The 21,700-nt window shown below is 70.8% G+C and carries 13 protein-coding genes; 8 read left to right on the plus strand and 5 right to left on the minus strand.

The window, feature by feature from the left end; all coding sequences use genetic code 11:
* Nucleotides 1–388: 388 nt before the first annotated feature.
* The gene (locus tag WME96_RS05565; protein ID WP_437289129.1) at nucleotides 389–2,944 is read left to right on the plus strand and encodes an RCC1 domain-containing protein; all 2,556 of its coding nucleotides are present in this window, start codon (nucleotides 389–391) and stop codon (nucleotides 2,942–2,944) included.
* 206 nt (nucleotides 2,945–3,150) lie between these two features.
* On the opposite strand, the gene WME96_RS05570 is transcribed toward WME96_RS05565, so the two are convergent.
* Genes WME96_RS05570 through WME96_RS05580 form a run of 3 tightly spaced genes read right to left on the minus strand, consistent with a single transcriptional unit; the run spans nucleotide 3,151 to nucleotide 6,885 of the window.
* Nucleotides 3,151–4,692, minus strand: a complete 1,542-nt coding sequence (locus WME96_RS05570) for a methyltransferase (protein ID WP_437289130.1) — start codon at nucleotides 4,690–4,692, stop codon at nucleotides 3,151–3,153.
* Nucleotides 4,689–5,351, minus strand: a complete 663-nt coding sequence (locus WME96_RS05575; RefSeq protein WP_437289131.1) for a fused MFS/spermidine synthase — start codon at nucleotides 5,349–5,351, stop codon at nucleotides 4,689–4,691. The genes WME96_RS05570 and WME96_RS05575 overlap by 4 nt, the downstream gene beginning before the upstream one ends.
* Before the next feature lie 31 nt (nucleotides 5,352–5,382).
* The gene (locus tag WME96_RS05580) at nucleotides 5,383–6,885 is read right to left on the minus strand and encodes a phytoene desaturase family protein (protein WP_437289132.1); all 1,503 of its coding nucleotides are present in this window, start codon (nucleotides 6,883–6,885) and stop codon (nucleotides 5,383–5,385) included.
* Nucleotides 6,886–7,198: 313 nt separating this feature from the next.
* Here WME96_RS05580 and WME96_RS05585 point away from each other — a divergent pair, with 313 nt between their 5' ends.
* The 4 genes from WME96_RS05585 to WME96_RS05600 all read left to right on the plus strand — a co-directional run bounded on the left by WME96_RS05585 (nucleotide 7,199) and on the right by WME96_RS05600 (nucleotide 12,014).
* Nucleotides 7,199–8,740 carry an MYXO-CTERM sorting domain-containing protein gene (locus WME96_RS05585; protein ID WP_437289133.1) on the plus strand — a complete coding sequence of 514 codons (1,542 nt, stop codon included), beginning with the start codon at nucleotides 7,199–7,201 and terminating at the stop codon, nucleotides 8,738–8,740.
* 100 nt (nucleotides 8,741–8,840) lie between these two features.
* Entirely contained in the window at nucleotides 8,841–9,530 is a 690-nt protein-coding gene (locus WME96_RS05590) for a helix-turn-helix domain-containing protein (protein ID WP_437289134.1), read from the plus strand.
* A gap of 120 nt (nucleotides 9,531–9,650) precedes the next feature.
* Nucleotides 9,651–10,811: an epoxide hydrolase family protein gene (locus WME96_RS05595; protein WP_437289135.1), complete on the plus strand. Its 1,161-nt coding sequence runs from the start codon at nucleotides 9,651–9,653 to the stop codon at nucleotides 10,809–10,811.
* A 570-nt stretch (nucleotides 10,812–11,381) separates the two neighbouring features.
* Nucleotides 11,382–12,014: a hypothetical protein gene (locus tag WME96_RS05600; protein ID WP_437289136.1), complete on the plus strand. Its 633-nt coding sequence runs from the start codon at nucleotides 11,382–11,384 to the stop codon at nucleotides 12,012–12,014.
* Between the two features lie 41 nt (nucleotides 12,015–12,055).
* On the opposite strand, the gene WME96_RS05605 is transcribed toward WME96_RS05600, so the two are convergent.
* Nucleotides 12,056–13,441: a sigma 54-interacting transcriptional regulator gene (locus tag WME96_RS05605; protein ID WP_437289137.1), complete on the minus strand. Its 1,386-nt coding sequence runs from the start codon at nucleotides 13,439–13,441 to the stop codon at nucleotides 12,056–12,058.
* A 158-nt stretch (nucleotides 13,442–13,599) separates the two neighbouring features.
* Here WME96_RS05605 and WME96_RS05610 point away from each other — a divergent pair, with 158 nt between their 5' ends.
* Together WME96_RS05610 and WME96_RS05615 are read left to right on the plus strand one after the other, a co-directional pair.
* Nucleotides 13,600–15,468: a hypothetical protein gene (locus tag WME96_RS05610; protein WP_437289138.1), complete on the plus strand. Its 1,869-nt coding sequence runs from the start codon at nucleotides 13,600–13,602 to the stop codon at nucleotides 15,466–15,468.
* A gap of 484 nt (nucleotides 15,469–15,952) precedes the next feature.
* Nucleotides 15,953–17,338, plus strand: coding sequence for a hypothetical protein (locus WME96_RS05615; protein ID WP_437289139.1), 1,386 nt, complete (start codon nucleotides 15,953–15,955; stop codon nucleotides 17,336–17,338).
* A 37-nt stretch (nucleotides 17,339–17,375) separates the two neighbouring features.
* On the opposite strand, the gene WME96_RS05620 is transcribed toward WME96_RS05615, so the two are convergent.
* Nucleotides 17,376–20,636, minus strand: coding sequence for a protein kinase domain-containing protein (locus WME96_RS05620; RefSeq protein WP_437289140.1), 3,261 nt, complete (start codon nucleotides 20,634–20,636; stop codon nucleotides 17,376–17,378).
* A 373-nt stretch (nucleotides 20,637–21,009) separates the two neighbouring features.
* On the opposite strand from WME96_RS05620, the gene WME96_RS05625 reads away from it, so the two are divergent.
* A complete protein-coding gene (locus tag WME96_RS05625; protein WP_437289141.1) occupies nucleotides 21,010–21,609 on the plus strand; it encodes a hypothetical protein in 600 nt (199 codons plus the stop codon).
* Nucleotides 21,610–21,700 lie beyond the last annotated feature (91 nt).

Here is a 21,700-nt window from a genome sequence, read left to right on the forward strand (position 1 = left end):
ACGCAGCGGGCCCGTCCGGCGACCGGGAGAGACCACGGGGCATGACCTCGTGCCCAACGTCGGTCCCGAGGAAAACAACGCCGCGGGCCGGGTCTACGCTGACAGAGGAACAGTTCGGTAATTCCGCTCGGTTCGCTCCCTTCCTGAGCTGGTGTGCAAATTGCTTTACTCGCAGGAGCTACATGGAAGGCGGGCTGGCGCCGCGCGTCCAAGCTGGCTCGGCTCCGTTCGCGCGGAGCGGGCAGCTCGTCTCGAGGCGCGCCGGCGGTGAGCCCGCGACCCTCGCACCCAGCATGGCGGCCAGAGGCCGCGTTCACCGCGCTGAATCGTAGAGAGCACAATAAGGATTCATGTCAAGATGATGATGAAGAATAGAAGACCTTTGTCCATGAGCCTGCGGAAGGCGGGGGGCCGGAGGATCGGCTCCTGGCTCGCGTTGAACTCCGTCGCGCTGTCCCTGCTCGGGTGCGCGGGAGAGCTGGCCAGCGAACAGGACGTGGACGACGCCGAGGTCGCGGCGATCGCGCAGGAGCTGCGCGATGACGACGCACCGATGCACGCCGTGACCAACGAGCCTGTCTTGAGCCTGAAGGAGAAGCACGCCTGCGCGGTGCACCCGGACGGCACGGTGAATTGCTGGGGGAAATACCATGACGGCGTGAACGGGGACGCAAACGCAGATCCGAGCGGTACATTCCTCCAGGTCAGCGCGGGCCGGTTTCACTCCTGCGGGCTAAGGACGAACGGCACGATCGATTGCTGGGGGGACAGTTCATTTGGCGCGGACACCGATCCGAGCGGTACATTCCTCCAGGTCAGCGCGGGCGGCGATCACACCTGCGGGCTGAGGACGGACGGGACGATCCATTGCTGGGGGTTGAACTCGAGCGGACAGGCCACGGATCCGTCGGGCACCTATGTCCAGGTCGTCGCAGGTTACGCTCATTCATGCGGGCTGAGGCCGGACGGCACGGTCAATTGCTGGGGGTGGTACTTCCACAACCTGGAGCTGGACGAGCACAACGAGGTGTTGCCCACGGACACTTTTGTCCTGCTCTCCGCGGACCTCGAGAACACGTGCGGGATCAGGACCAACGGCACGGTCCTCTGCTGGGGCACCAGCGCCGCCGCCCAGCCCTCGAATCCGTCGGACACCTTCACCCATATCTCCACAGGAATGCTTAGCACCTGCGGCGTGAAGACGAACGGCACGGCCGAGTGCTGGGGGAACAGCGGCTGGGAGCTCACCACCGTGCCCCCGGGGCCTTTCACTCAGTTCTACCAGGGTACCCAGTTCCACTGCGGGCTGAAGACAGATGGCAAGATCATCTGCGGGGGGACGGAGTATTCCGCTCCGGGCAGCTCGGAGATCTTCGGTCGCATCGAGGTCGCGGTCTCGGCGGGCGACCAGCACACCTGCGCGCTGAGGCCGGACGGCACGGTGAGCTGCTGGGGGAGCGACGATCATGCCCAGTCCACGGAGCCGACCGGAACCTACAGGCAGATCGCCACGGGCAGGAATCACACGTGCGGCGTGAAGACGAACGGCACGGTGAACTGCTGGGGACTTGACCTTGACGGCCAGGGTTCAGACCCCTCGGGCACCTACAAGCAGGTCAGCACGGGGGGGATTCATAACTGCGGTGTGAGGACGAACGGCACGGTCCACTGCTGGGGAAATAACACCGCAGGCCAGGCCACGGATCCGACGACGGGTACCTTCAGGCAGGTCAGCGCGGGCTACTGGCATAGCTGCGGCGTGAAGACGGACAGCACGGTCGACTGCTGGGGCAACAACACCGGCGGCCGGGCCACGGACCAGGCGGCCGGCTTCGCGCAGGTCAGCGCCGGCACCGACCACACGTGCGGGCTGAAGACGAACGGCCAAGTGGACTGCTGGGGGACCGGCTCCCATGGTGAGGCAGCGGACCCGACGGGCACCTTCACGCAGGTCAGCGTGGGCGATGACCACAGCTGCGGGCTGAAGGCGGATGGCTCGGTGTATTGCTGGGGGCGGAACGATTATGGCCAGTCCTCGCCGCCTGCCCTCAAGTTCTCCCAGATCAACGCGGGCAACAGCCACACCTGCGGGCTCGCGGAGGATGGACGCGTGTATTGCTGGGGGTACAACTTCTCGGGGCAGTCCGCGCCGCCGAGCAAAATGTACACGGCCGTCGGTACGGGCCACGAGCACAGCTGCGGTATCAGGGCGGATGGCACCCTCGATTGCTGGGGGCGCAACGACCTGAACCAATCCTCGGAGCCCCCTGGCGACTTCATCGAGATGACCGGCGGCATCGGCTATACCTGCGCCTTGAAGTCGCTCGGCGGGGTGCTCTGCTGGGGGAAGGACGATCATGGCCAGTCCACCGAGCCTTCTGGAACCTTCACCGACATCGACGCGGGGTACTCCCACGCCTGCGGCATGAGGACCGACGACACGGCGGACTGCTGGGGAGACAACGGATACGGCCAGACCGACGTCCCGTCGGGAAGCTTCTTCCAGGTCAGCGCAGGAGGTTATCACACCTGCGGCGTGAAGGTGGGAGGCGCGGTGGACTGCTGGGGGAACAGCATGGAGGGCCAGGCCGCGGATCCGGCCGGCTCCTTCTTCCAGGTCAGCGCGGGCGCCACGCATAGCTGCGGTGTGAAGACTGACTACACGGTGGATTGCTGGGGAAGCAACACGTTCGGCCAGTCCACGGAGCCGTCAGGCTCCTTCTTCCACGTCACCGCGGGCGACAGGCACACCTGCGGGTTGAGGACGGACTACACGGTGGATTGCTGGGGCTCAAACGACTATGGCGAGGGCACGGACCCGCCGGGTAACTTCTTCATGATCCGCGCCGGCGGCCGCCATACGTGCGGGCGGACGTTTGATGGTACCGTGTACTGCTGGGGCCGTAACCAGTACGGCCAGACCTTGCCGCCGCAGCAACTCTAGGCGCGGCCCCTCGCTCAGGGGGGCCTCTGAGGCCATGGGGTTGGCCCGGCTCGCCGGGCCGCCCTCGTTTCTCCGTGCGCCTGCAGGTGCGTTGCGCCTGCTCGATCAACGTCGTAGCGGCTGTGTCAGGGCGCTCCGGGATCGGAGTAGGCCGGCTGTGTCGGCTCGACAGAACCGACAGCGGGGGGCGCCTTGCGCAAGTCGCGCTAAGGATACGTGTCGAACGCCCACCATTCCGTCGCCATGTTGTCGTCGGTGATGATCGGGTCATCCTGCGTCCGCCGCAGGATCGACTCCCGGCTTTCCCAGGTGGGCCCGCCGCGCCAGTCCTGCTCTTTCAGCAGATCGAGCTGCGCGGCGCGGCTGCCGGCGGGCAGCACGGGGAGGCCGTCGATGTGCCAGGCGTCGAGCTTCGTCTCGAAGCGCGCGTGGTCGATGGCGATCGGATCGTCGCTCGCGATCAGCATGTTCTGGTAGCGGCGGGCGTGGGGGAACACGGTCGCCCCGGTCTTCTGAGCCGCGGTGGACATGGTGGTGTTGTAGTAGAGCGCGCCGCCCGGCTTCAGGTGCCGGCGGGACAGCTCCAGCATCTCCCGCGAGAGCAACATCGAGGCGTACGAGCGCCAGTGCACGATCGTGTTCTCGACGATGACGTCGAAGCGCCGCGAGGTCCGCCCCAGGTAGCGCCGGCCATCGTCGATGAGGAGCTCCACCTTGGGGTTGTCCAGCGCGCTCGCGACGACGGACGCGCGCCGCGCCGCCTCGACGAACCCGGGGTTGATCTCGACCACGGTGAGGTGCTCCACGTCGGGATCGTTCGCCAGCACCTGAAGCCAGGAGCCGGACCCGAGGCCGATCATGAGGATGTCGCGCGGCCGGGGGTGGAACGCGGACACCACGTAGGCTCGCAGCACCCGGTTCTCGTCCTCTTCCGGCAGCGGGCTGACGTTGGCGATGCCCTCGTAGGATCCGCCGCCGTACACGGTGCCCGACCGGGAGATCGTCACGACGCCTTCGCGACGTTCGATGACGTGGGCGAAGCCACCGTGTTCGCGGTACTCCTCCCCGTAAAGGAGCTTCTCGTAGAGGTCACCGTAGAGCGCTTTCGCGGACCCCACGAAGGACGCGACGGCGGCGGCCAGGAGTGCGCCGATGAACACGCGCGAGCGCGCCGTCCTCGACGCCGAGAGCATGAGCGTCGCGCCGAGCGCGGCGCCCGCGATCGCGAGGGCCACGTTGAGCTCGCGCAGGGGCAAGACGTCCAGCAGCACGAGGCCGGTGACCAGGCTGCCCAGCGTCGAGCCCACGATGTTGCCGACGTAGACGTAGGACAGCCGCGCGCCGGCCAGCTCGTCCGCGCGGATCCCGAAGTGGCACAGGAGCGGAAACCCCGCGCCGAGGCAGGCGCTGGCGAGCGCGAAGACAGGCAGCGTCGAGGCCGGCTCCACGCCGTGGCCGACGAGGTGCGCGACGGCGGGGGCCACGAGGAAGGCCGCGAGAGCCCCGGCGAAGATCACCCCGCCCACCCGGTAGAGCTGCCCGGAGCGCTCCGCCGCCGCGCTCCGGCAGTAGCGACCGGCGAGGAGCGAGCCGACGGCCAGACCGGCGAGGTAGGTCGCGAGCAGAAAGCCGAAGGCGTCCGGCGCGCCTTCGGTCGCAAAGCTGTAGACCCGGACCCAGAGGACCTCGTGCGAGAGCGCGAGACAGCCGCCGAGCGTGGCGACGAGGACGGCAACGAGGAGCCTCATGGCGCGCCGCGACGCCGCCGGCGCAGCACCATCACGAGCACGCCGACGAGGACGTTGAGCGCCGCGGCGACCTGCGCGGTGGCCCGGAGGCCCAGCCCGCCCAGCAGGTAGCGCGCCGCCAGGAAGGCGCCGAACGCCGCGCCCAGCGTGTTGATGAAGTAGAGGTTGCCCAGCGAGCGACCGACGTTGTGCGACCGCGACGTGGCGTGCCCGACCAGGAGGGGAAGCGTGGCGCCCATCAACATGACCGGGAGCACCACGAGCAGGAAGGCCACCCCGCCGGCGGCGACATGGCCAATGCCGTGCGTGATGTCTGCAATCAGGGCGAAGAGGCGGAGGCTGAAGGCGCCGTAGAGGCCGATCCCGAGCTCGGCGAGCGCGAACAGCATCACCGCAGCGCGCGGGTGCCGGCGCGAGAGCGCCCCACCCGCGAGGCTCCCGAGGCCGAGACCCAGCATGAACGCGGTGACGACGATCGTGACCGACAGGACGTCGACGCCGTAGATCGCGTGGAGCGCGCGCTGCCAGACGACCTGATACACCAGCGCCGCCGAGCCCGAGAGGAAGAACACAGGGAAGAGCCAGGGCTCCAGGGCTCGCGCCTCCTGCTGCTCGGCGGCCGGCGGGGCGAGCTTGGTCGCGAGGGGCTGCGCGGGCATGCTGGCGTCCCTCGAGGGAATCCGGGGGGATCTACCCGCGCGGCGGGAGCTGGGCGCGGGGCGCGGGCATGGACAGGGCGGGCGCGGGCCGCTGGAACACGCGCCCGAGCGCGGCCGCGGCGGCGTGATAACCGCACATGCCGTGGACGCCGCCGCCGGGCGGCGTCGAGCTCGAGCAGAGGTAGAGCGAGGGGTTGGGCGTGGAGTAAGGGCTGAGGCTCGCGACGGGGCGCGCGAAGATCTGGAGCCAGTCGTTGGCGCCGCCGGCGATGTCGCCGCCGACGTAGTTCTCGTTGTAACGCTGCCAGTCGGCGGGGGCGCGGGCGGCGCGGGCGCGCACGAGATCGCGGAACCCCGGGGCGAAGCGCTCCATCTGCGCCTCGATGCGCGCGGTCATGTCGACCTCGCAGCCGGGCGGCACGTGGCAGTAGACCCAGGCGGTGTGCTTGCCGGCGGGGGCGCGCGTGTCGTCGAACAGGCTCTGCTGCGCGACGAGGCAGAAGGGGCGCTCCGCGGGCGCGTCGCCGGCGAGCGCGCGCTCGGAGGCCACCAGCTCGTCGAGCGTGCCGCCCACGTGCACCGTGGCCGCGCGCGCGGCGGCGGGCGCCTTCCACGGGATGGGGCCGTCGAGGGCGTAGTCGACCTTGAAGACGCCGGGGCCGTGGCGGAAGCGCTCGAGGCGGCGGCGGTAGCCCGGCGGGAGCCGGTCGCCGGCGATGCGGGCCATCGCGGCCGGCGTCGTGTCGAACAGGTAGGCGCGCGCCTCGGGGAGCTCGTCGAGCGACGCCACGGTGCGGCCCGTCTCGATCTCGCCGCCGCGCGCGCGCAGGATCGCGGCCAGCGCGTCCATGAGCGCCTGCGAGCCGGTGCGCACCACCGGCCAGCCCACCGCGTGCGCGGCGAGGGCGAGCACGATGCCGAAGGAGGCCGAGAACAGCGCCTCGAGCGGCAGGAACGAGTGCGCCGCGCAGCCGCCGAACAGCCCGCGCGCGGCGTCGCCGCGGAACGTGTCGCGCGCGAGCCCGTCGGCCGAGCGGATGGCCGAGAGGCCGAAGCGCGCGAGCAGGAGCGGGTGGCGCGGCGGGATGCGCAGCGGGCCGAGCAGCTCCTCGAACAGGGCGCCTTCGCCCGCGAGCAGCGGCGAGAGCAGGTCGCGCCAGGCGGCCGCGTCCTCCTCGCCCAGCGTCTCGGCCATGCGATCGAGATCGGGGTAGAGCACGCCGGCCCGCCCGTCGGGCAGCGGGTGCGCGAGCGCCGCCTCGGGGTAGATCCACGCGACGCCGTGCTCCTCGAGCGGCAGCGTCCGCAAGAAGGGCGAGATCACCGCGGTCGGGTGGATGGCGGAGCAGACGTCGTGGCGGAAGCCGGGCCCGGTGAGCTCGGCCGTGCGCGCGCCGCCGCCCACGGTGGCGCGCGCCTCGATCACGCGCACCTGGAGGCCGGCCCCGGCCAGCGCGACGGCCGCGGCGAGCCCGTTCGGTCCCGCCCCGATCACCACGGCATCCAAGGCGCGAGTCCCCGGGGCAGCCGGCATGGGAGAAGGCGGTACCCGATCGCGGGGTGGACGGGAATGAAATTCCGCAGCGGCGACGGGCCGCGGGCTCGGCCGTGATCGGCCGGGCACGGCGACGATCTCCAACCCCTCCTGGAACAACGGCGGGGTGCTCAGCGCGACCGACAAGGAAGGCGTGATGCGCTTCAACACCGCCAGCTCGACGCTCTCCCATGTCGCGCTCGGCGACGTGAGCTTGATGAGTCCAGCCCGTCTGGGGAGAAGGTCGCGCACGCCCGTCACACGTCGCACAAGCCGTCTTGACGGACGGGCGCACCGGCGCATTCTGGCAGCCATGTCGCCACGCCGCGCGCCCATCGCTCCGCTTGCCCTGCTCACCTCTCTCCTCCTCGCCGCCCCCGCCGCGGCGGCCGTCGTGCCGGTCGGCACCACCGACGAGCTCGTCGCCGCGATCGGCGCGGCCAAGGCGGGCGACGAGATCGTCCTCGCCTCGGGCACCTACGCGTTCGACGGCGTCTCCTGCGCGGCCGCAGGCACCGAGGCCGCGCCGATCGTCGTGCGCGCCGCCGAGCCGCTCGGCGCGATCATCGAGCTGTCGGGCCTCGAGGGCTTCAAGGTCAGCGGCCCGAACTGGCACTTCGAAGACCTCGACATCCGCGGCGTCTGCGCCGACGACTCGGACTGCGAGCACGCCTTCCACGTGGTCGGCGCTGCGAGCCGCTTCACCCTCCGCCGCTCGAAGGTGCGGGACTTCAACGCCCAGCTCAAGGTCAACGCCGCGCAGGTGGACGGTGTCTGGACGGCCCCCGACGACGGGCTGATCGAGCGATCGGAGCTGTTCGACACCCACCCGCGCAGGACCAGCAATCCCGTCACCAAGATCAACATCGACGGCGGCAAGCGCTGGAGCGTGCGCGACAGCTACCTGCACGACTTCCAGAAAGACGGCGGCGACGCTGTCAGCTACGCCGCGTTCATGAAGAGCGGCGGCTCGGACGGGCTCTTCGAGCGCAACCTCGTCGTCTGCACCACCAGCGGCTCGCCGGACGGTGTGCGCATCGGGCTGTCGTTCGGCGGCGGCGGCACGGGGGCGCAGTACTGCGCCCCGGCCTACGACCCCGACGTGCCCTGCGAGGTCGAGCACACCGGCGGAGCGATGCGGAACAACATCATCGCGAGCTGCTCGGACGTCGGGATCTATTTGAACCGCGCGGCGGACACGCGGCTTCTTTTCAACACGCTGATCGCGACGAGCGGGATCGACTTCCGCTTCGCGACGACCAGCGGCGTCGCGCGCGGCAACGTGCTCACGGGCAAGATCCGCGACCGCGACGGGGGCACGCATCAGGAGAGTGATAATCTGGCCGAGGTAGGGCTCGCGACGTTTCAAACGTGGTACGAGAATCCAGATCTCGGCGACCTGCACCTCAAAGGGGATGTGGCGTCGCTCGTCGGCGAGGCGCCCGCCGAGGCCGACGTGACCGACGACTACTGCGCGCGCGGGCGGCCGGGCAGCGGGAGCTTCACGCTCGGCGCGCTCGAACATTCGCTGGGCGACTGCGCGACAGTGCCACCGCCGGGGCCCTCCGGCGAAGGGGGCGCGGGCGGGGGCACCACCGGCTCGGGCGGGATGGGCAGCGGCACCGGAGCCGCGGGCGGGGGTGAGGCGGGCGGCACAGGCGGTGCGGGCGAGGGCGCAGGCAGCGGCGCCGGCGCGGCCGGCGGGGGCGGCGACGCCTCCAGTGACGGCGAGGGCTGCGGCTGCCGCGTCGCGGGCGTCGGCGGGGATGACACCCTTGGCCTGCTGACGGCGGTCCTCGCCGCGCTCGCCCTCCGGCGACGACAGGCCTCTTCATCGCGGAGCAACGCCAGCTAGGTGGAGAGGGGCGACCACGCTCCACCCGGGCTCGCGGTGGACCGCAGCCAGGGTCGCCATACGCCGCGCCGGGGCACAGCATGAAGGAGGGAAGCTGCCCATGAGGACCACGCTCTCCATCCGCGGCAGCGACCATGCGCTGGTGCAGCGGATCACGCACGTCGCCTATGGCGACGACGCGCAGGACGAGTCCCTGCCCGACGGCTGCTGGGATCTGGTGTTCATGAAGCGCCGCGGCCGGCTGCAGGTGCTGCATACCGGTCTGATCACGCACCCGGTGACGCTGGGCTACGAGACCGGCGACGAGTACCTGAGCATCGCCTTCCGGCCAGGCGTGTTCATGCCGGGGGTGCCGGCGATGGGCATGCTGGACCAGGGCGTGCTGCGCCCGCTGGCGAACCCGCGCTCGTTCCTGCTGGGGCCGCAAGCCTTCGAGGTGCCCGACCTCGAGAACGCCGACGATCTGGTGGCACGCCTCATCGGGGCCGGCCTGCTGGTCGCGGACCCGGTGGTGTTCCGCGTGCTGCAAGGCGATCCCGCCGGCACCAGCCTGCGCTCGGTGCAGCGCCGGTTCCTGAGCGCCACCGGTCTCACGGCGAAGCAGCTGTCACAGATCCACCGTGCGCAGGCGGCGCTGCAGCGGCTGATGCGTGGCGACGCGCCGGCCGACGTGGCTGCCATCTGCGGCTATGCAGACCAGGCGCACCTGGGCAATTCGCTGAAGCGGATCATGGGCAGGACGCCCGGCGAAGTGGTGCGGGCTGCGGCCCGGCCCGGGCCCAGGCGCTGAGGGCCCAGACGGTCCGTCGAGTCCCGGGCCTGTCGTTTTCTTCCAAGACCGGGTTCACCCCGGTGGATACGGTGGCGCCGCCGGCTCGCACCGGCGATATCGACCAACCCGAGGACTCCCATGCACTGCGACGCCGAGATCCGCCCCTTCCGCATCGACATTCCGCAAGCCGACATCGACGACCTGCGCGAACGCCTGGCGCGCACGCGCTGGCCGGCGCAATTGCCGGGCGGCGACTGGGTGAGGGGCGTGCCGGTGGCCTACCTGCAGCGGCTGGCCGCGCACTGGCAGCACCAGTACGACTGGCGACGCTGCGAGGCCCACCTGAACAGCCGCCCGCAGTTCACCACCCGGATCGATGGCCAGACGATCCACTTCGTGCACCTGCGCTCGCCCGAGCCGGACGCGCAGCCCCTGTTGTTGCTGCACGGCTGGCCCGGCAGCTTTGCCGAGTTCGACCGCGTGGTGGACGCGCTGTCCGACCCGCGCCGCCACGGCGGCGACCCCTCGCAGGCTTTCCACCTGGTGATCCCGTCGATCCCGGGTCACGGGTTCTCGATGCCGCTGGCCGACGCCGGCTGGAACCACGGCCGCTGTGCCCGTGCGTTGGCGGCGCTGATGCAGCGCCTGGGCTACACACGCTATGGCGTGCAAGGCGGCGACGTGGGCGCGTTCATCGCGGTGGAGCTGGGCCGCACCGACAGCGAGCATGTCAGAGGCCTGCACTGCAATGCGCTGGTGACGTTTCCATCCGGCGACCCCGCCGAGCTGGAAGGCCTGACGGCCTCGGAGCAGCAGCGCCTCGAGCGGCTGCAGAACTTCCGCGACCGGATGATGGGCTTCGCGCACATCCAGGGCACGCGGCCGCAGACGCTCAGCTACGGGCTGCACGACTCGCCGGTGGGCCAGCTGGCCTGGATCGTCGAGAAGTTCAAGGAATGGACCGATCCCGCGGCCGCGCTGCCGGAGGACGCGGTGGGCCTGGACACGCTGCTGGACAACGTGAGCCTGTACTGGTTCACCGGCACCAGCGGGACCTCGGCCAACCTGTACTATGAAGCCTTCAACGACCCGTCCGCCTGGGCGCCCAGGGCGCGCGGCACCGTGCCCATGGCCGTGGCCGTGTCGCTGACGCAGGACGTGGCGGTGCGCCGGCTGGCCGAACGCGACCACCACATCGTGCGCTGGACCGAGCTGGCGCGCGGCGGGCATTTCCTGGCGACGGAGACGCCCATGGCGCTGGCCGTCGATGTGCGGGAGTTCTTCGGTTCGCTGTCCTAGCCTCTCGCGGGAGCCGGGCGGGTCGAGGCTCGCCCCGGTCGCGGTCGCGGCCCGGCCGAGCGCCGCGCGGGGAGCGGCGGTGTTGCACCCGGTTGCACCCGGTTGCACCCAGGCCGGTCCGCCGCGGCGGAGGACCTCCACGAGCGTGGCGACCACGAAGTAATGCGCCGGAGCAGGCCAGGGGCGAGCGGGGCGTCCCTCGGTGCTCTGGCGCGGCGCGCCCCCGTGGCCCTGCGGTGTTGCACCCGCCGGAGGCGACCGCCCCCGCGCTGTCGCAGCGCGCGGCGGCGCACCGCGGGGAAATGGCCGATCTCTAGCCTGGCGCGGCGGTTGCTAAACGGTCTTGCGTCGCGACGACGCGATGAACCGGGGCGCCGAAGAGCGCCCGCTGCCGTGGCGCCGACCCATCGGCGTCGTTCGTCTTGGTTCTGTAGATCGGCAAGCAGCCCTTGCAGAGCTCGGGCGCTGACGTCCTGCGCGCAGCGCCATGTAATCGTCGTACGCGGCCGGTTTTTTCGCAATCATTTCTTTTCAGTGCGAGAGCTACACAACACCACAAGGAGAGACGACATGATCGAAGCAAGTCACGGGACTCGGTGCGCATGGCCTCTGTGGGCCGCCGTCATGGCGGCAGCCACGCTCATCGGATGCGCTCCGATGGATGACAAGGCCCCAGAAGGTGACGTCGAAGTCGAAGTCGATGGCGAAGCCGAAGGCATCGGCGTCGCGCAGGAAAGTCTGTCCACTCGTCTGTACGCCCGACAGGAGCTGAAGATCCGGGGAGCGTGGTCCGAGTATGCCTCGTACGAGATCGTTCCCACCTGGAGCACCACGGATGAGCATCCGGATCCGACCACGGTTCCAGGCATCAGTCGCAGCGGACGATGCAGCGATGGCTACGAGCGAAGCTCGGTATCGGTCGTCAAGACATCGGGCAACGGCAATTGCAGCTTCGCGGGCTGGCTCAGCCCGGGCGATCCCACCGATTGCCGCGCGGAAGTCAAGCTCGACCACAGCGCCGGAGGCGACAACATCTGGAACGGAGCATGCCTCGTCAAGATCTACGAAAAGCCGTCGCTCGTTCGTGCCAATAGCTGCCTGAATCGCTGCGGCCAGTACAACACAGAGGCCGCATGCCAATGCGACCGCTCCTGTGAATACCACGGAGATTGTTGCCCCGACATGGGCGACGTCTGCTTCTGAGCGTCCGGAGTCACGCGCGCTCCGATGGCTGGGGACCGCGGCTATCTCCGGAACCGCTCCGCGTCGATCCCGTACCGCTTCAGCCAGCGCTGGATCTGCATCCGCGCCTTGCCCATCTCGCTCGCCACGGCGGAGACATTCCCCTTGTGCACGCCGAGCAGCCGGACGAGCTCCTCCTGCCGCGCGGCGTCCCCTGCCTTCAGCCCTTCCAGCGCGCGCTGCACCGCAGGGGGAAGGTGCTCCAGCCCCACCTGCCCTTCGTCCCCCGCGAGCACGACCGCTGTCCCGAGGCACTTCTCCAGCTCCCGCACGTTCCCCGGCCACTCATGGCGGAGCATGGCCCTCGCCGCGCGCGGGTGGAGCCGGACCCGCGCGGCGTGCTCCGGCGGGAGGCGGGCGAGGATCGCGCCGGTGAGAAGGCCGAGGTCCTCGCGGCGCGCGCGGAGCGGCGGCAGCTCGACCTGGTGGCCGGCGAGGCGATTCCAGAGATCGGCGCGAAACGCGCCGCCCTCGACCATCCGCTCGAGGGATCGGTGGGTGGCGGCGATCACCCGGAGATCGACCGCGACCGAGCGCGCGCCGCCGATCGGGCGGACCTCGCGCTCCTGCAGGGTCCGGAGCAAGGCCGCCTGCGCGGGCGCCGGCAGATCGCCGATCTCGTCGAGGAACAGCGTGCCCCGGTCGGCGCTGCGGACGAGGCCGAGGCGATCCTCGGTCGCGCCCGAGAAAGCCCCCTTCTTGTGGCCGAAGAGCTCGGCCTCCACGAGATCCTTCGGGATCGCGCCGCAATTGACGGCGATGAACTCGCCGGTCCGCCCCGAGAGCGTGTGGAGGGCGCGCGCCATCACCTCCTTGCCGGTGCCGGTCTCGCCTTCGAGGATCACCGACACCGTCGAGCGCGCGATCGGGACGATCCTGTCGAACACGCGACGGAGCTGAGGGAGCACGGTCGCGAGGCCCGGGACCTCCGCTTGCGCGGAAGCCAGGTCGAGCACGCGAGGATCGTCCGGATCGCAGGGAATGGCCTCCCGGTAGAGGAAAAATGTCTGCCCGAGCTCGATCAGGTCGCCGTCCTCGAGCTCGGCCCGGGTCGTCCGCGCGCCGTCGACCAGCGTGCCGTTCTTGGAGTTGAGGTCGTCGACGACCCAGCGCTGGAGCAGCTTGCCGAGGCGCGCGTGGGTCGAGGACATGCGGCGATCGTCGGTGCGAACCGCGAGCCGGCGAGCGCCGGCCATCGCCTGGATCTCCCGGCCGGCCCCGCGGCCGATGACGACCTCGTCGAGCCCCGCGAGCGACAAACGCAGGGGAGGGGCGAGCGGGCGGTGCGCCTCGAGGACGATGAACAGGTGCGGGCGGTGGTGAGCGTCGCCGAGCTCCTTGACCTCCTCGGTGGAGGAGAGCGTCCCGGTATCCGGACCGTCGATCATCGCATTTTGTACATACACCACCTCCGGGCTGGCGTCGCCGAGGCGTGACCGGGCGCTGGGCGCAACAGGGGTGCGATCCTGCAACCCGCGCCGCGCAGACCGAGAGCCCCGAAGGGGGGTCGACCGGGGCGGGCATGGGTCTTGTAAGGGCGCCAGGCATGAGCCCTGGACGCACCTTCGCCTTGTTCGCCCTCGTGCCCGCCGCCGTCACCATGGGGTGCATGACCGGAGATAGGATGGATGACGAAGTGACCGCCTCGACGCGGCAGGCCCTGAGGCGCCCGGAGTTCGAGATGCCGCAGAATGGGCTCGAGCCCAGCGCGCTCTCCCGGAACGACGCGCTGCTGGCGGCGCTGATGGACCACAAGCTCAGCACCACGGCGCTCGAAACGATCCTGTCGACCGCCCCCCGCATGGCCGAGCTCTTCCTCGATGCAGGCGCAGGCGACGCCGACGAGCTCATGGAGGTGATCGTCTCGTGCGCGCTCGATCCCGAGGAGGACGTGGAGGCCACGATCCACGACGAAAAACTCGCCTGGCGGGGCAAGCTCGGCCTTTGCGGCGAGAGGTCCCCGCTCGGTAGCTGGGGGCAAGAACCACCCACACAAGGCTGCCTCGAAGCGGTCTCGAGCTGTGTCCTTGCGCGGATGAACGCCCTGAAGAGGCAGGTCCCCATCTCGATCCGCGGCCAGGATGCCAGCCTCTTCGTGCTCCGGGACAGGGTCCAGGTCGAGCGCGAGCTCCGCGACCGGGCGCCGATCGCCAGCTTCGAGGCGTGCAAGGCCGGCGGCACCGACGGCAGGGAGGAGCGCGACTGCGGCTGGGAGGCGGCCTATGTGGGCAGGTGCGAGCCCAAATTCTCCGTGACGCTGGAGCGTGAGCCCCTGTTCGAGGATCAGGCCATGGTGCGTGTGTGCAAAGGCATTTACGGTTGCAATCACGAACAACCGGACGTCGCGAGCTCCCGGGCCCTACCTTACTATGCAGGCTTCGTGGCAGGCTTCGCCGAGAAAGAGAAGATCTCCTTTCCTTGCCCACCGGGTGGCCTGTTCAGCGTCATGCTCGCGTCGCCGGACCCCAAGAAGCCGCCGCCGGAGCTCGACGTGCACCCCTCTCCCGGCACCCCTGCCAAATATCCCGCCAGGGAGGAGGAGGTCTTCACGTACCGCGAGGGCTCGTTCTTCGGCGACATCTTCCGCGGGCCGAAGGATCGATACGCCTGCTACAGCGATATCTGGAGCCACGGGAAGGCACACCTCACCGATCGACTCTGCGCAGGCCCCAGCGACGAGGGGTGTTTCCTGCACGAGCCCTATCCTTGTCGAGCCGCGCCGAACGGCGACGCGGACACCGCGCCCGCTTACACCCAGCTCTGCTTCGGCGAAGGCGAGGCTCCCGGCTCGGCGTACCTCGACTGCGAAGGGGAGCAACGTGTCCGTCCTCCGTGGCAGCACGGGATCACCGTCTTTCTCAGCGACCCTTGCGCCCTCTCGAGCGACAGCAAGCTCTGCTTGCTGGCGAACGGGTGTGCCCACAGCGAGTGCACCACGGGGGCCGCGCTCGACGAGGAATGCAGCCCCGTCGTGGAGAGCGTCTGCGCCGAGGAGCCCCACTGCTGCAGTAGCCGCTGGGACGACCGGTGCGTCACCGCGGTGAAGACCGTGGCGAGGAGCCTGCAGTGCGTCGAAGGCACCTGCGGCCACACGCTCTCCACGGCAGGCGGCGCGCTCACCCCCGGCTGCGACGCGCCAACCCTCTCCTCGCCTGGCTGCGTGGCCAGGATCTGCGCGACGGATCCCTACTGCTGCGCGAGCGCCTGGGACAGCATCTGCGTGAACGAAGTCCCGAGCGTGTGCGCGCTCGCCACGTGCTCCCACGACGAGTGCGCGACCGGAGCAGCGCTCTCCGCCGACTGCAGCTCGCTCGCGACGAGCATCTGCGACGTGGATCCTTACTGCTGCACCACCGCGTGGGACAGCCTCTGCGTGCGCGAAGTCCAGACCGTGGGCCGCCAGACCTGCCGCTGATCCCGAGCAGCGCTCCGCTCACCGCGCGGCGCCGCGCGCCTCGACCCGCCGCCGCATCGCCGCCACCGCGGCGCGATCGGGCGCTCGGCGCAACAGGGGTGCAACCCTGCAACCTGCGCCCCGCAGGCCGCGAGCCGCGATGGGCGCTCGACGGGGGCGGCACGGGTCTTGTAGGGGCGTGGGCATGAGCTTTCGACACGCCCTCGCCTCGTTCGCCCTCGTGCCCGCCGCCCTCGCCCTGGGGTGCTGGTCTGACGATGTGCTGGAAGTAGAAGTCACCACCTCGACGCGGCAGGCGCTGCGCAATCCGAGGTTCGAGATGCCCCAGAACGGGCTGGATCCGGACGCGGCCAGGATCAACAGGGCGCTCCTGGCGGCGCTGCAGCGGTCGACGCTCGACGATGCGGGGCTCGACGCGATATTAGATCTGCCAGGCGTCGCCGGCCTCTTCTCCACGGGGACGGCGCCGAGCGCCGAGCGGCTCATGGAGGACATCGTCTCCTGCGCGCTCGACGCGACGCAGATCGTGACGGCCGCCGTCAGCCCGGCCGCCCCGCCGTTCGAGTGGAGGGGTGAGTTCGGCCTTTGCGGCAGCGCGGCGCCCGCGTCGCTGGGGAACTGGGGAGACGCCCCGCCCACGCAGCGTTGCCTCGAGCTCGTCTCCGCCTGTGTCCTCGCGCGGATGAACAAGCTCGACAGGCAGGTGCCCATCTCGATCCACGTCCCCCGGGGCGAGTTCGAGCCTTCGCCCAGCGTCCGGGTCCAGGGCACGCTCCGCGATGGGACGAAGATCACGAGCCTCGATCCCTGTGCCCCCGGCGCGGCGGGCCCGACGGATAGCTGCGGCTGGCAAGCCGATTTCGTGGGGATCTGCAGGCGGGGCGAGGCGGTGGCGCTGCGGCGCAACGGCGCGAGCGTGGTGCGCGTGTGCAAGGGCATCCACGGCTGTGAAAAGGACCGGCTCGTCCCGGGCTACCCTGGGTCTCGACCCTACGCAGGCTTCGTGGACCAGTTCGCCTCGAGCCAGGCCATCGAGTTCGAGTGCCCGGACGACGTGGGCGTCGGCCCGAGCGGCCGACCCGGGCATACCTACTTCAGCCTCATGGTGGCGCCGCTCCCTGGGAGGGCCCTCCCGGCCAAGCCCATCATCGCGGGATCCAGCGACACCTTCACCTATCCCGCCGGGGAGCGCGAGGTGTTCACCTATCCCGAAGGCGCGTTTTACGGCGACATCTTCTCCGGATCGAGCGAGGACCTCGGATACGTCTGCCACAGCGAGCTCTGGCGAACGGGGAAAGCATACCTCGCCGATCGGCTGTGCGCAGATCCGAGCGACGCGAGCTGCGACGCGATCGGCGGACACGCCGCCTGTCTCGACGTCTGCGCGCACGGGTGGGACGCGATGCCAGAGGAGGTCTACGCGAAGTGCGAGGGCGGCGCTCGTGTATGGGAGGGCGTCACCGTCTTTCTCAACGATCCCCACGATATCTCCAGCGATCCGGCGGCCTCCGCGATCGTGTGCTCCCCGCACGACGAGTGCTCGCCCGGCGCGCCGCTCCCCGATGGGTGTAGCTCTGTCGTGACGAGCGTCTGCGCCGTGGATCCCTACTGCTGCGACACGGAGTGGGACGGCCTCTGCGTCAACGAGGTCCTGAGCGTGGCGAACAGCCTGAAGTGCACCGTCGGGCGCTGCGACCACGCGCTCTGTGCGGAAGGCGAGAGGCTGGACTCGGGCTGCGACGTCCCGCCCCTCACGTCCTCCGGCTGCGTGAAGCTCATCTGCGCCGGGGACCCTTACTGCTGCAGCACGGCCTGGGACGGGCTCTGCGTCGACCAGATCAAGACCGTGTGCGCGATGGCCTGCGACTGACTGACTGACTGACTGACCGACGCCCACGACCCCCGGCTCACCGCGCCGGCGCCTCGACAAGCCGCCGCACCTCCGCCACCGCGGGCACCGTCTCGTCCGCCACCGACCACGCGTCCAGCACCTGCTTCGCGAGCTCCCGCGCCCGGACGTCCTCCCCCCGCCGAGCGGCGCGGCGCGCGGCGCGCACCAGCGCGAGGCTCGCCCCGTTGAGCTCCGAGGAGCGATCGGCGATCGCCGCCTCCAGCCGCGCGACGAGCTCGTTCTCCCCCGTGCGCTCGAACGTCTCCACCATCGGCTCGGCCAGCACCTCGACGAACGGCCCCGGCGTCCGGAGCAGGGGCCGGAATGCCCGCGCCGCGCCCGCGAAATCTCCCTTCGCGTAACGCTCGGCGCCCTCGGTGAAGGCGTCCGCGTCCGGGAGCGCGCTGTACGACAGGCGCCCCCGGAGCTCCCGGATCCGCGTGAAGCAGCGGCGGGAGACAGCGGGCGAGGCGTGCGCGCAGATGGCGGGGAGCCGGAGCGGGACGTCGAGGTACGCGCCGTCGAGCGGCGGGGGCTCGGGATCGAGGAACCGCTCCACGATCAGATCGGCGAGCTCCTGCGCGCGGCCGAGGACGAGCGCGAGCTGCAGCGCGCGCCAGGCGATCTCGAGGCGCTGCACCCGCAGCCAGCCGGCGTCGTCCGCCGAGACGACCATGGCCCGCCGCGCGCGCGCGAGCGCGGCGCCGAACCGAGCCTCGCTCGCCTCGATGCGCACGAGGAGCAGGTCGCTCCCCACGCGGTGGACCGGATGACCCCCGGTCGCGAGCGCGACAGCGATGCCCCGCGCCTCCTCGCGCGCGCCGGAGGCGAGCAGCGTGTCCGCGAGGGCGCCGGCCACGGACGTGTCGAGCGGCGAGAGGGCATAGGCGCGCCGGGCGTACGCGAGCGCGAGGGCGCTGTCGCCCGTGCCCTTCGCCTGGAACAGCCAGCCATAGCTGTTCCAGGGAACCCAGGCCTGCATCCCGCGCAGCGTCGCCCCTGCGCTCGCGGTGCCATACGTCACCGCGAGGAGCTGGAGCCAGGGCGCGCAGCCCTCGCCGATCGGGTTCCTCGGCTCCGCCTGCACCGCGAGCAGGGCCATCTCCGCGGCCCGCCTCGGCTCGGACGATTGAAGGAGGCACGAGAGCGTCGTGGCGAGCGTCGAGCGCCCGAGCGGCGTCGCCTCGCGCGCGAAGCGGCCCTCGAGCTCGGCGATCGTGGCCGGATCGTCCTTGCGCAGCGCCACGTGCTCGACGCGGGCGCGCGCGGCGAGCTCGCCCGACGACGCGGGATCGCCGCGCGGCGGCAGCGCCACCTCCGGAAGCGGAAGGCCGAGCGTGTAGGCGCAGCGGCGCGCCTCGGCGGGCCCCATCTCCCCGAGGTCGGCGCTCCTCGCCGCGACGCGGGAGCACGCGTCCGGGAGACCGCCCGCGTTGTTGCTCATGGCCGCGGTGAGGTCGAACAGCGCGAGGGCGCCGCCGACGTCGCGAGCGCGCCAGAGGTCGGCCATGGTGGCGTCGAGGGAGGGCGCCGCCGCGAGCGAGCCCCGCTCGGCGAGCGGATCCATCGCGTCCCGTACGGCCTCGTAGAGGGCTCGCCCGGCGCCCGCGGCGCTGTCGATCTCGGCCCCGTCGGGGCGGCGGAGGGTGACCGTGATCCGGAAGCCGGAGCCCTCCCGGGCGACCGCGCCGTCGACGTACGCGGCCGCTCGCCGGTGTGCTTCCGCGATCGCCTTCGCGCGTGCGCCGGGGGCGGCGTAGGGATCCTCGGGGAACCGGTCCACGGGCTGCGCCGGGAGCGCCAGGAGCTCGGCAGGGATGAGCGTCCGCCCGGAGGAGCCTCCCAGCAGGACGCGCGCTCGCTCGCAGAAGAGGGATGCGGCGGCAGCGCCCAGCCAACCGGAGGGCGCATCGACGCCCGACGCGTCGAAGGGCGGACACGCCAGCACCGAAGACGGCAGTCGCAGGGGCGAGGCGGGAGAGGGCGCGGCCGACGGGGGAGGAGGCGCGGCGCGCGCGGAGATCTGCCGTTCGAGGACCCATGCGCCGGCGACCGCGAGGAGCACGCCGCCCGTCAGCGCCAGCGGCCCGATTCCCACCTTTCGAGGCCGGCCGGGCGGCGGCTCCGCGCGCAGCGGGGGCGCCGAGGTCCCTGGCGCCGACTGTCCTCCCGCTCCGACGGGCGCCGCAGGCTCGACCTCCGGCGCCGTACGTGTCGCCGTCGAGCCCTCGGGGAACGCCGACTCGGTCTCTCCCGGATCGCGCTCCGGGGGTCCGGGTCGCGCCCCGCCGTCCTCGAGGACGCCGTCCGCTTCCGCGGCCGCCATCGTCTCCGCCAGGGACTCGTCCGCGCTGCCGACGAGGGCCGGATGGGGCAGGTCGAGGCGAGCCATGTCGGCGATCCCGAGCGCGTCGCCGAGCGCGCGCGCCGCCGCGGTCGCCGTGGCGAATCGCCGGTCCGGATCGACGGCGGTCGCCCGCGCGAACCATGCATCGAAGCCGCCGGGCAGGAGGACGCCTCTCCTGGCCGCGCGCGCGCTCGCCGGCTCCACCGGGCCGTACGCCGCGCTGAGCGCGAAGGCCACGAGGTTGTCATCTTCCCCTCTCTCGCCGGCCCAGTATGCCTCGCCGACGAGGAAGGTATAGGCCATCATCCCGAGCGCGTAGATGTCTGTCGCCGCCGAGACGCGCCGGCCCCGGAACTGCTCCGGCGCCATGTAGAGCGGCGTCCCCACGGTCTGGGTCGCGCCCCCGCCGGCGGTGCTCTCGGCGACGAGCTTCGCCACGCCGAAATCGAGAATCTTGACGCGGCGCTCGCCGTCCGCGCGCACGCTGAGGAAGAGGTTTGCCGGCTTGAGATCGCGATGGATGATCCCCGCCCGGTGCGTCTCGTCGAGCGCGAGCGCCGTCTGGTGCAGGCACGCGAGCGTCTCCTCGGGCGAGAACCGCCCCACGCGCCGCAGGCACCGGCCGAGCTCCTCGCCGCGGAGCAGCTCCATGACGAGGAACGGCACCCCGGTCGCGTCGTCGACCCCGGCGTCGAAGACCTCCACGATGAACGGGCTCTCGACGTGCGCGGTCACCCGCGCCTCGAGCTCGAACCGCCTCCGGAGCTCGGGGCGCTCGATGATGTGGGAGAGCATCACCTTGAGCGCCGACCGGCGACCGGTCCCGAGGTGACGCGCCTCGTACACCGCGCCCATGGCGCCGGCGGCGAGGCGGCGAACCAGCCGATAACGACCGGCGAAGATCGCCCCCTCGACCACCTTGACGGACATCGCGCGATTCCCTCGGCGGAAGGATACCTTGGCGCTCCTGCCACGGTCCACGCTTTCACGCCGCGACGTCCCCCCACGCCCACCGCCTGCGTCGACGAGCGGAGGGCATCCTACCGTATCGCTGTATCCTACTGAGCCCGCGGACGAGCGCGGCGTCTGGCAGTCGGGCTGCGCGAGTCAGCAACAGAGATCCCGGCACACGGAAGGGCGTATGCATCCCACCCGCTTTCGTCTTTCCGCTGCGTGTCGATGGTGATTCAATCGCTGGGTGATCCATCGAGGCGCGCCCTGCTTGACCTGGCGTGCGCCGCCGCGTAACCATCGCCTTCGGTGGCTCCCGAGTGGAGCGTGGGTCCTCCAGGAGAAGATGGTCATGCAGATGGTTTATTTGCTCCCGCTCGTGTTGATGGCGGCCGGCTTCGCGTACTCGATGTACGCCCGCAAGAAGGCCCTGGCCGAGGCCGCCAGCATGACCCCGGAGCAGATCGAGCAGCAATTCAGCGACTTCTACGCTCATTATTACGAGCTCCAGCCCGACGAGCGCATCATCGGCAACTGGAGTGGAGTCGAGTACCAGGCGCCCGCCGGCGCGGCCCGCCGCATCGCCGGCGGAGCCCTCAACGCCGCATCTGCCGCCGTGATCGGCGTCTCCACCTACGTTCCCAACGTCCACGTCGGCCTCACCAACAGGGGCCGCGTCCTCGTCTCTCGCGAGTACAGCGACTTCGGCAAACGCGGCAACTACAAGCACCTCGCCGCCCTCGATCAGGGCACCCGCGCCTTCAGCCGAGACGCGGCGTACCCCGGCCAGGACATCGGTTCTCCCCCCGGCAACCCCTTCAACCCTCTCGTGAGCCTCGAGTTCATCCAGCTCCGTTCGCCGGGCGGCGACACCTACGAAGCCTGGCTGTCCCCGCAGGGCAGCCGCCCCGGCCAGCACGGGTTCAGCTCGATCTTGCAGTCGCTCGGTTGAGCGCAGCGAGCGGGGCGACGCTGACCAGGCCGCTCATCCCGCTTCACCTGGCCTCCGGCGGCGGAGTCCACCGAGCCCTCCGCGGTCGCCC

The organism is Sorangium sp. So ce406, from assembly GCF_051474675.1.
Lineage (GTDB): Bacteria > Myxococcota_A > Polyangia > Polyangiales > Polyangiaceae > Sorangium > Sorangium cellulosum_G.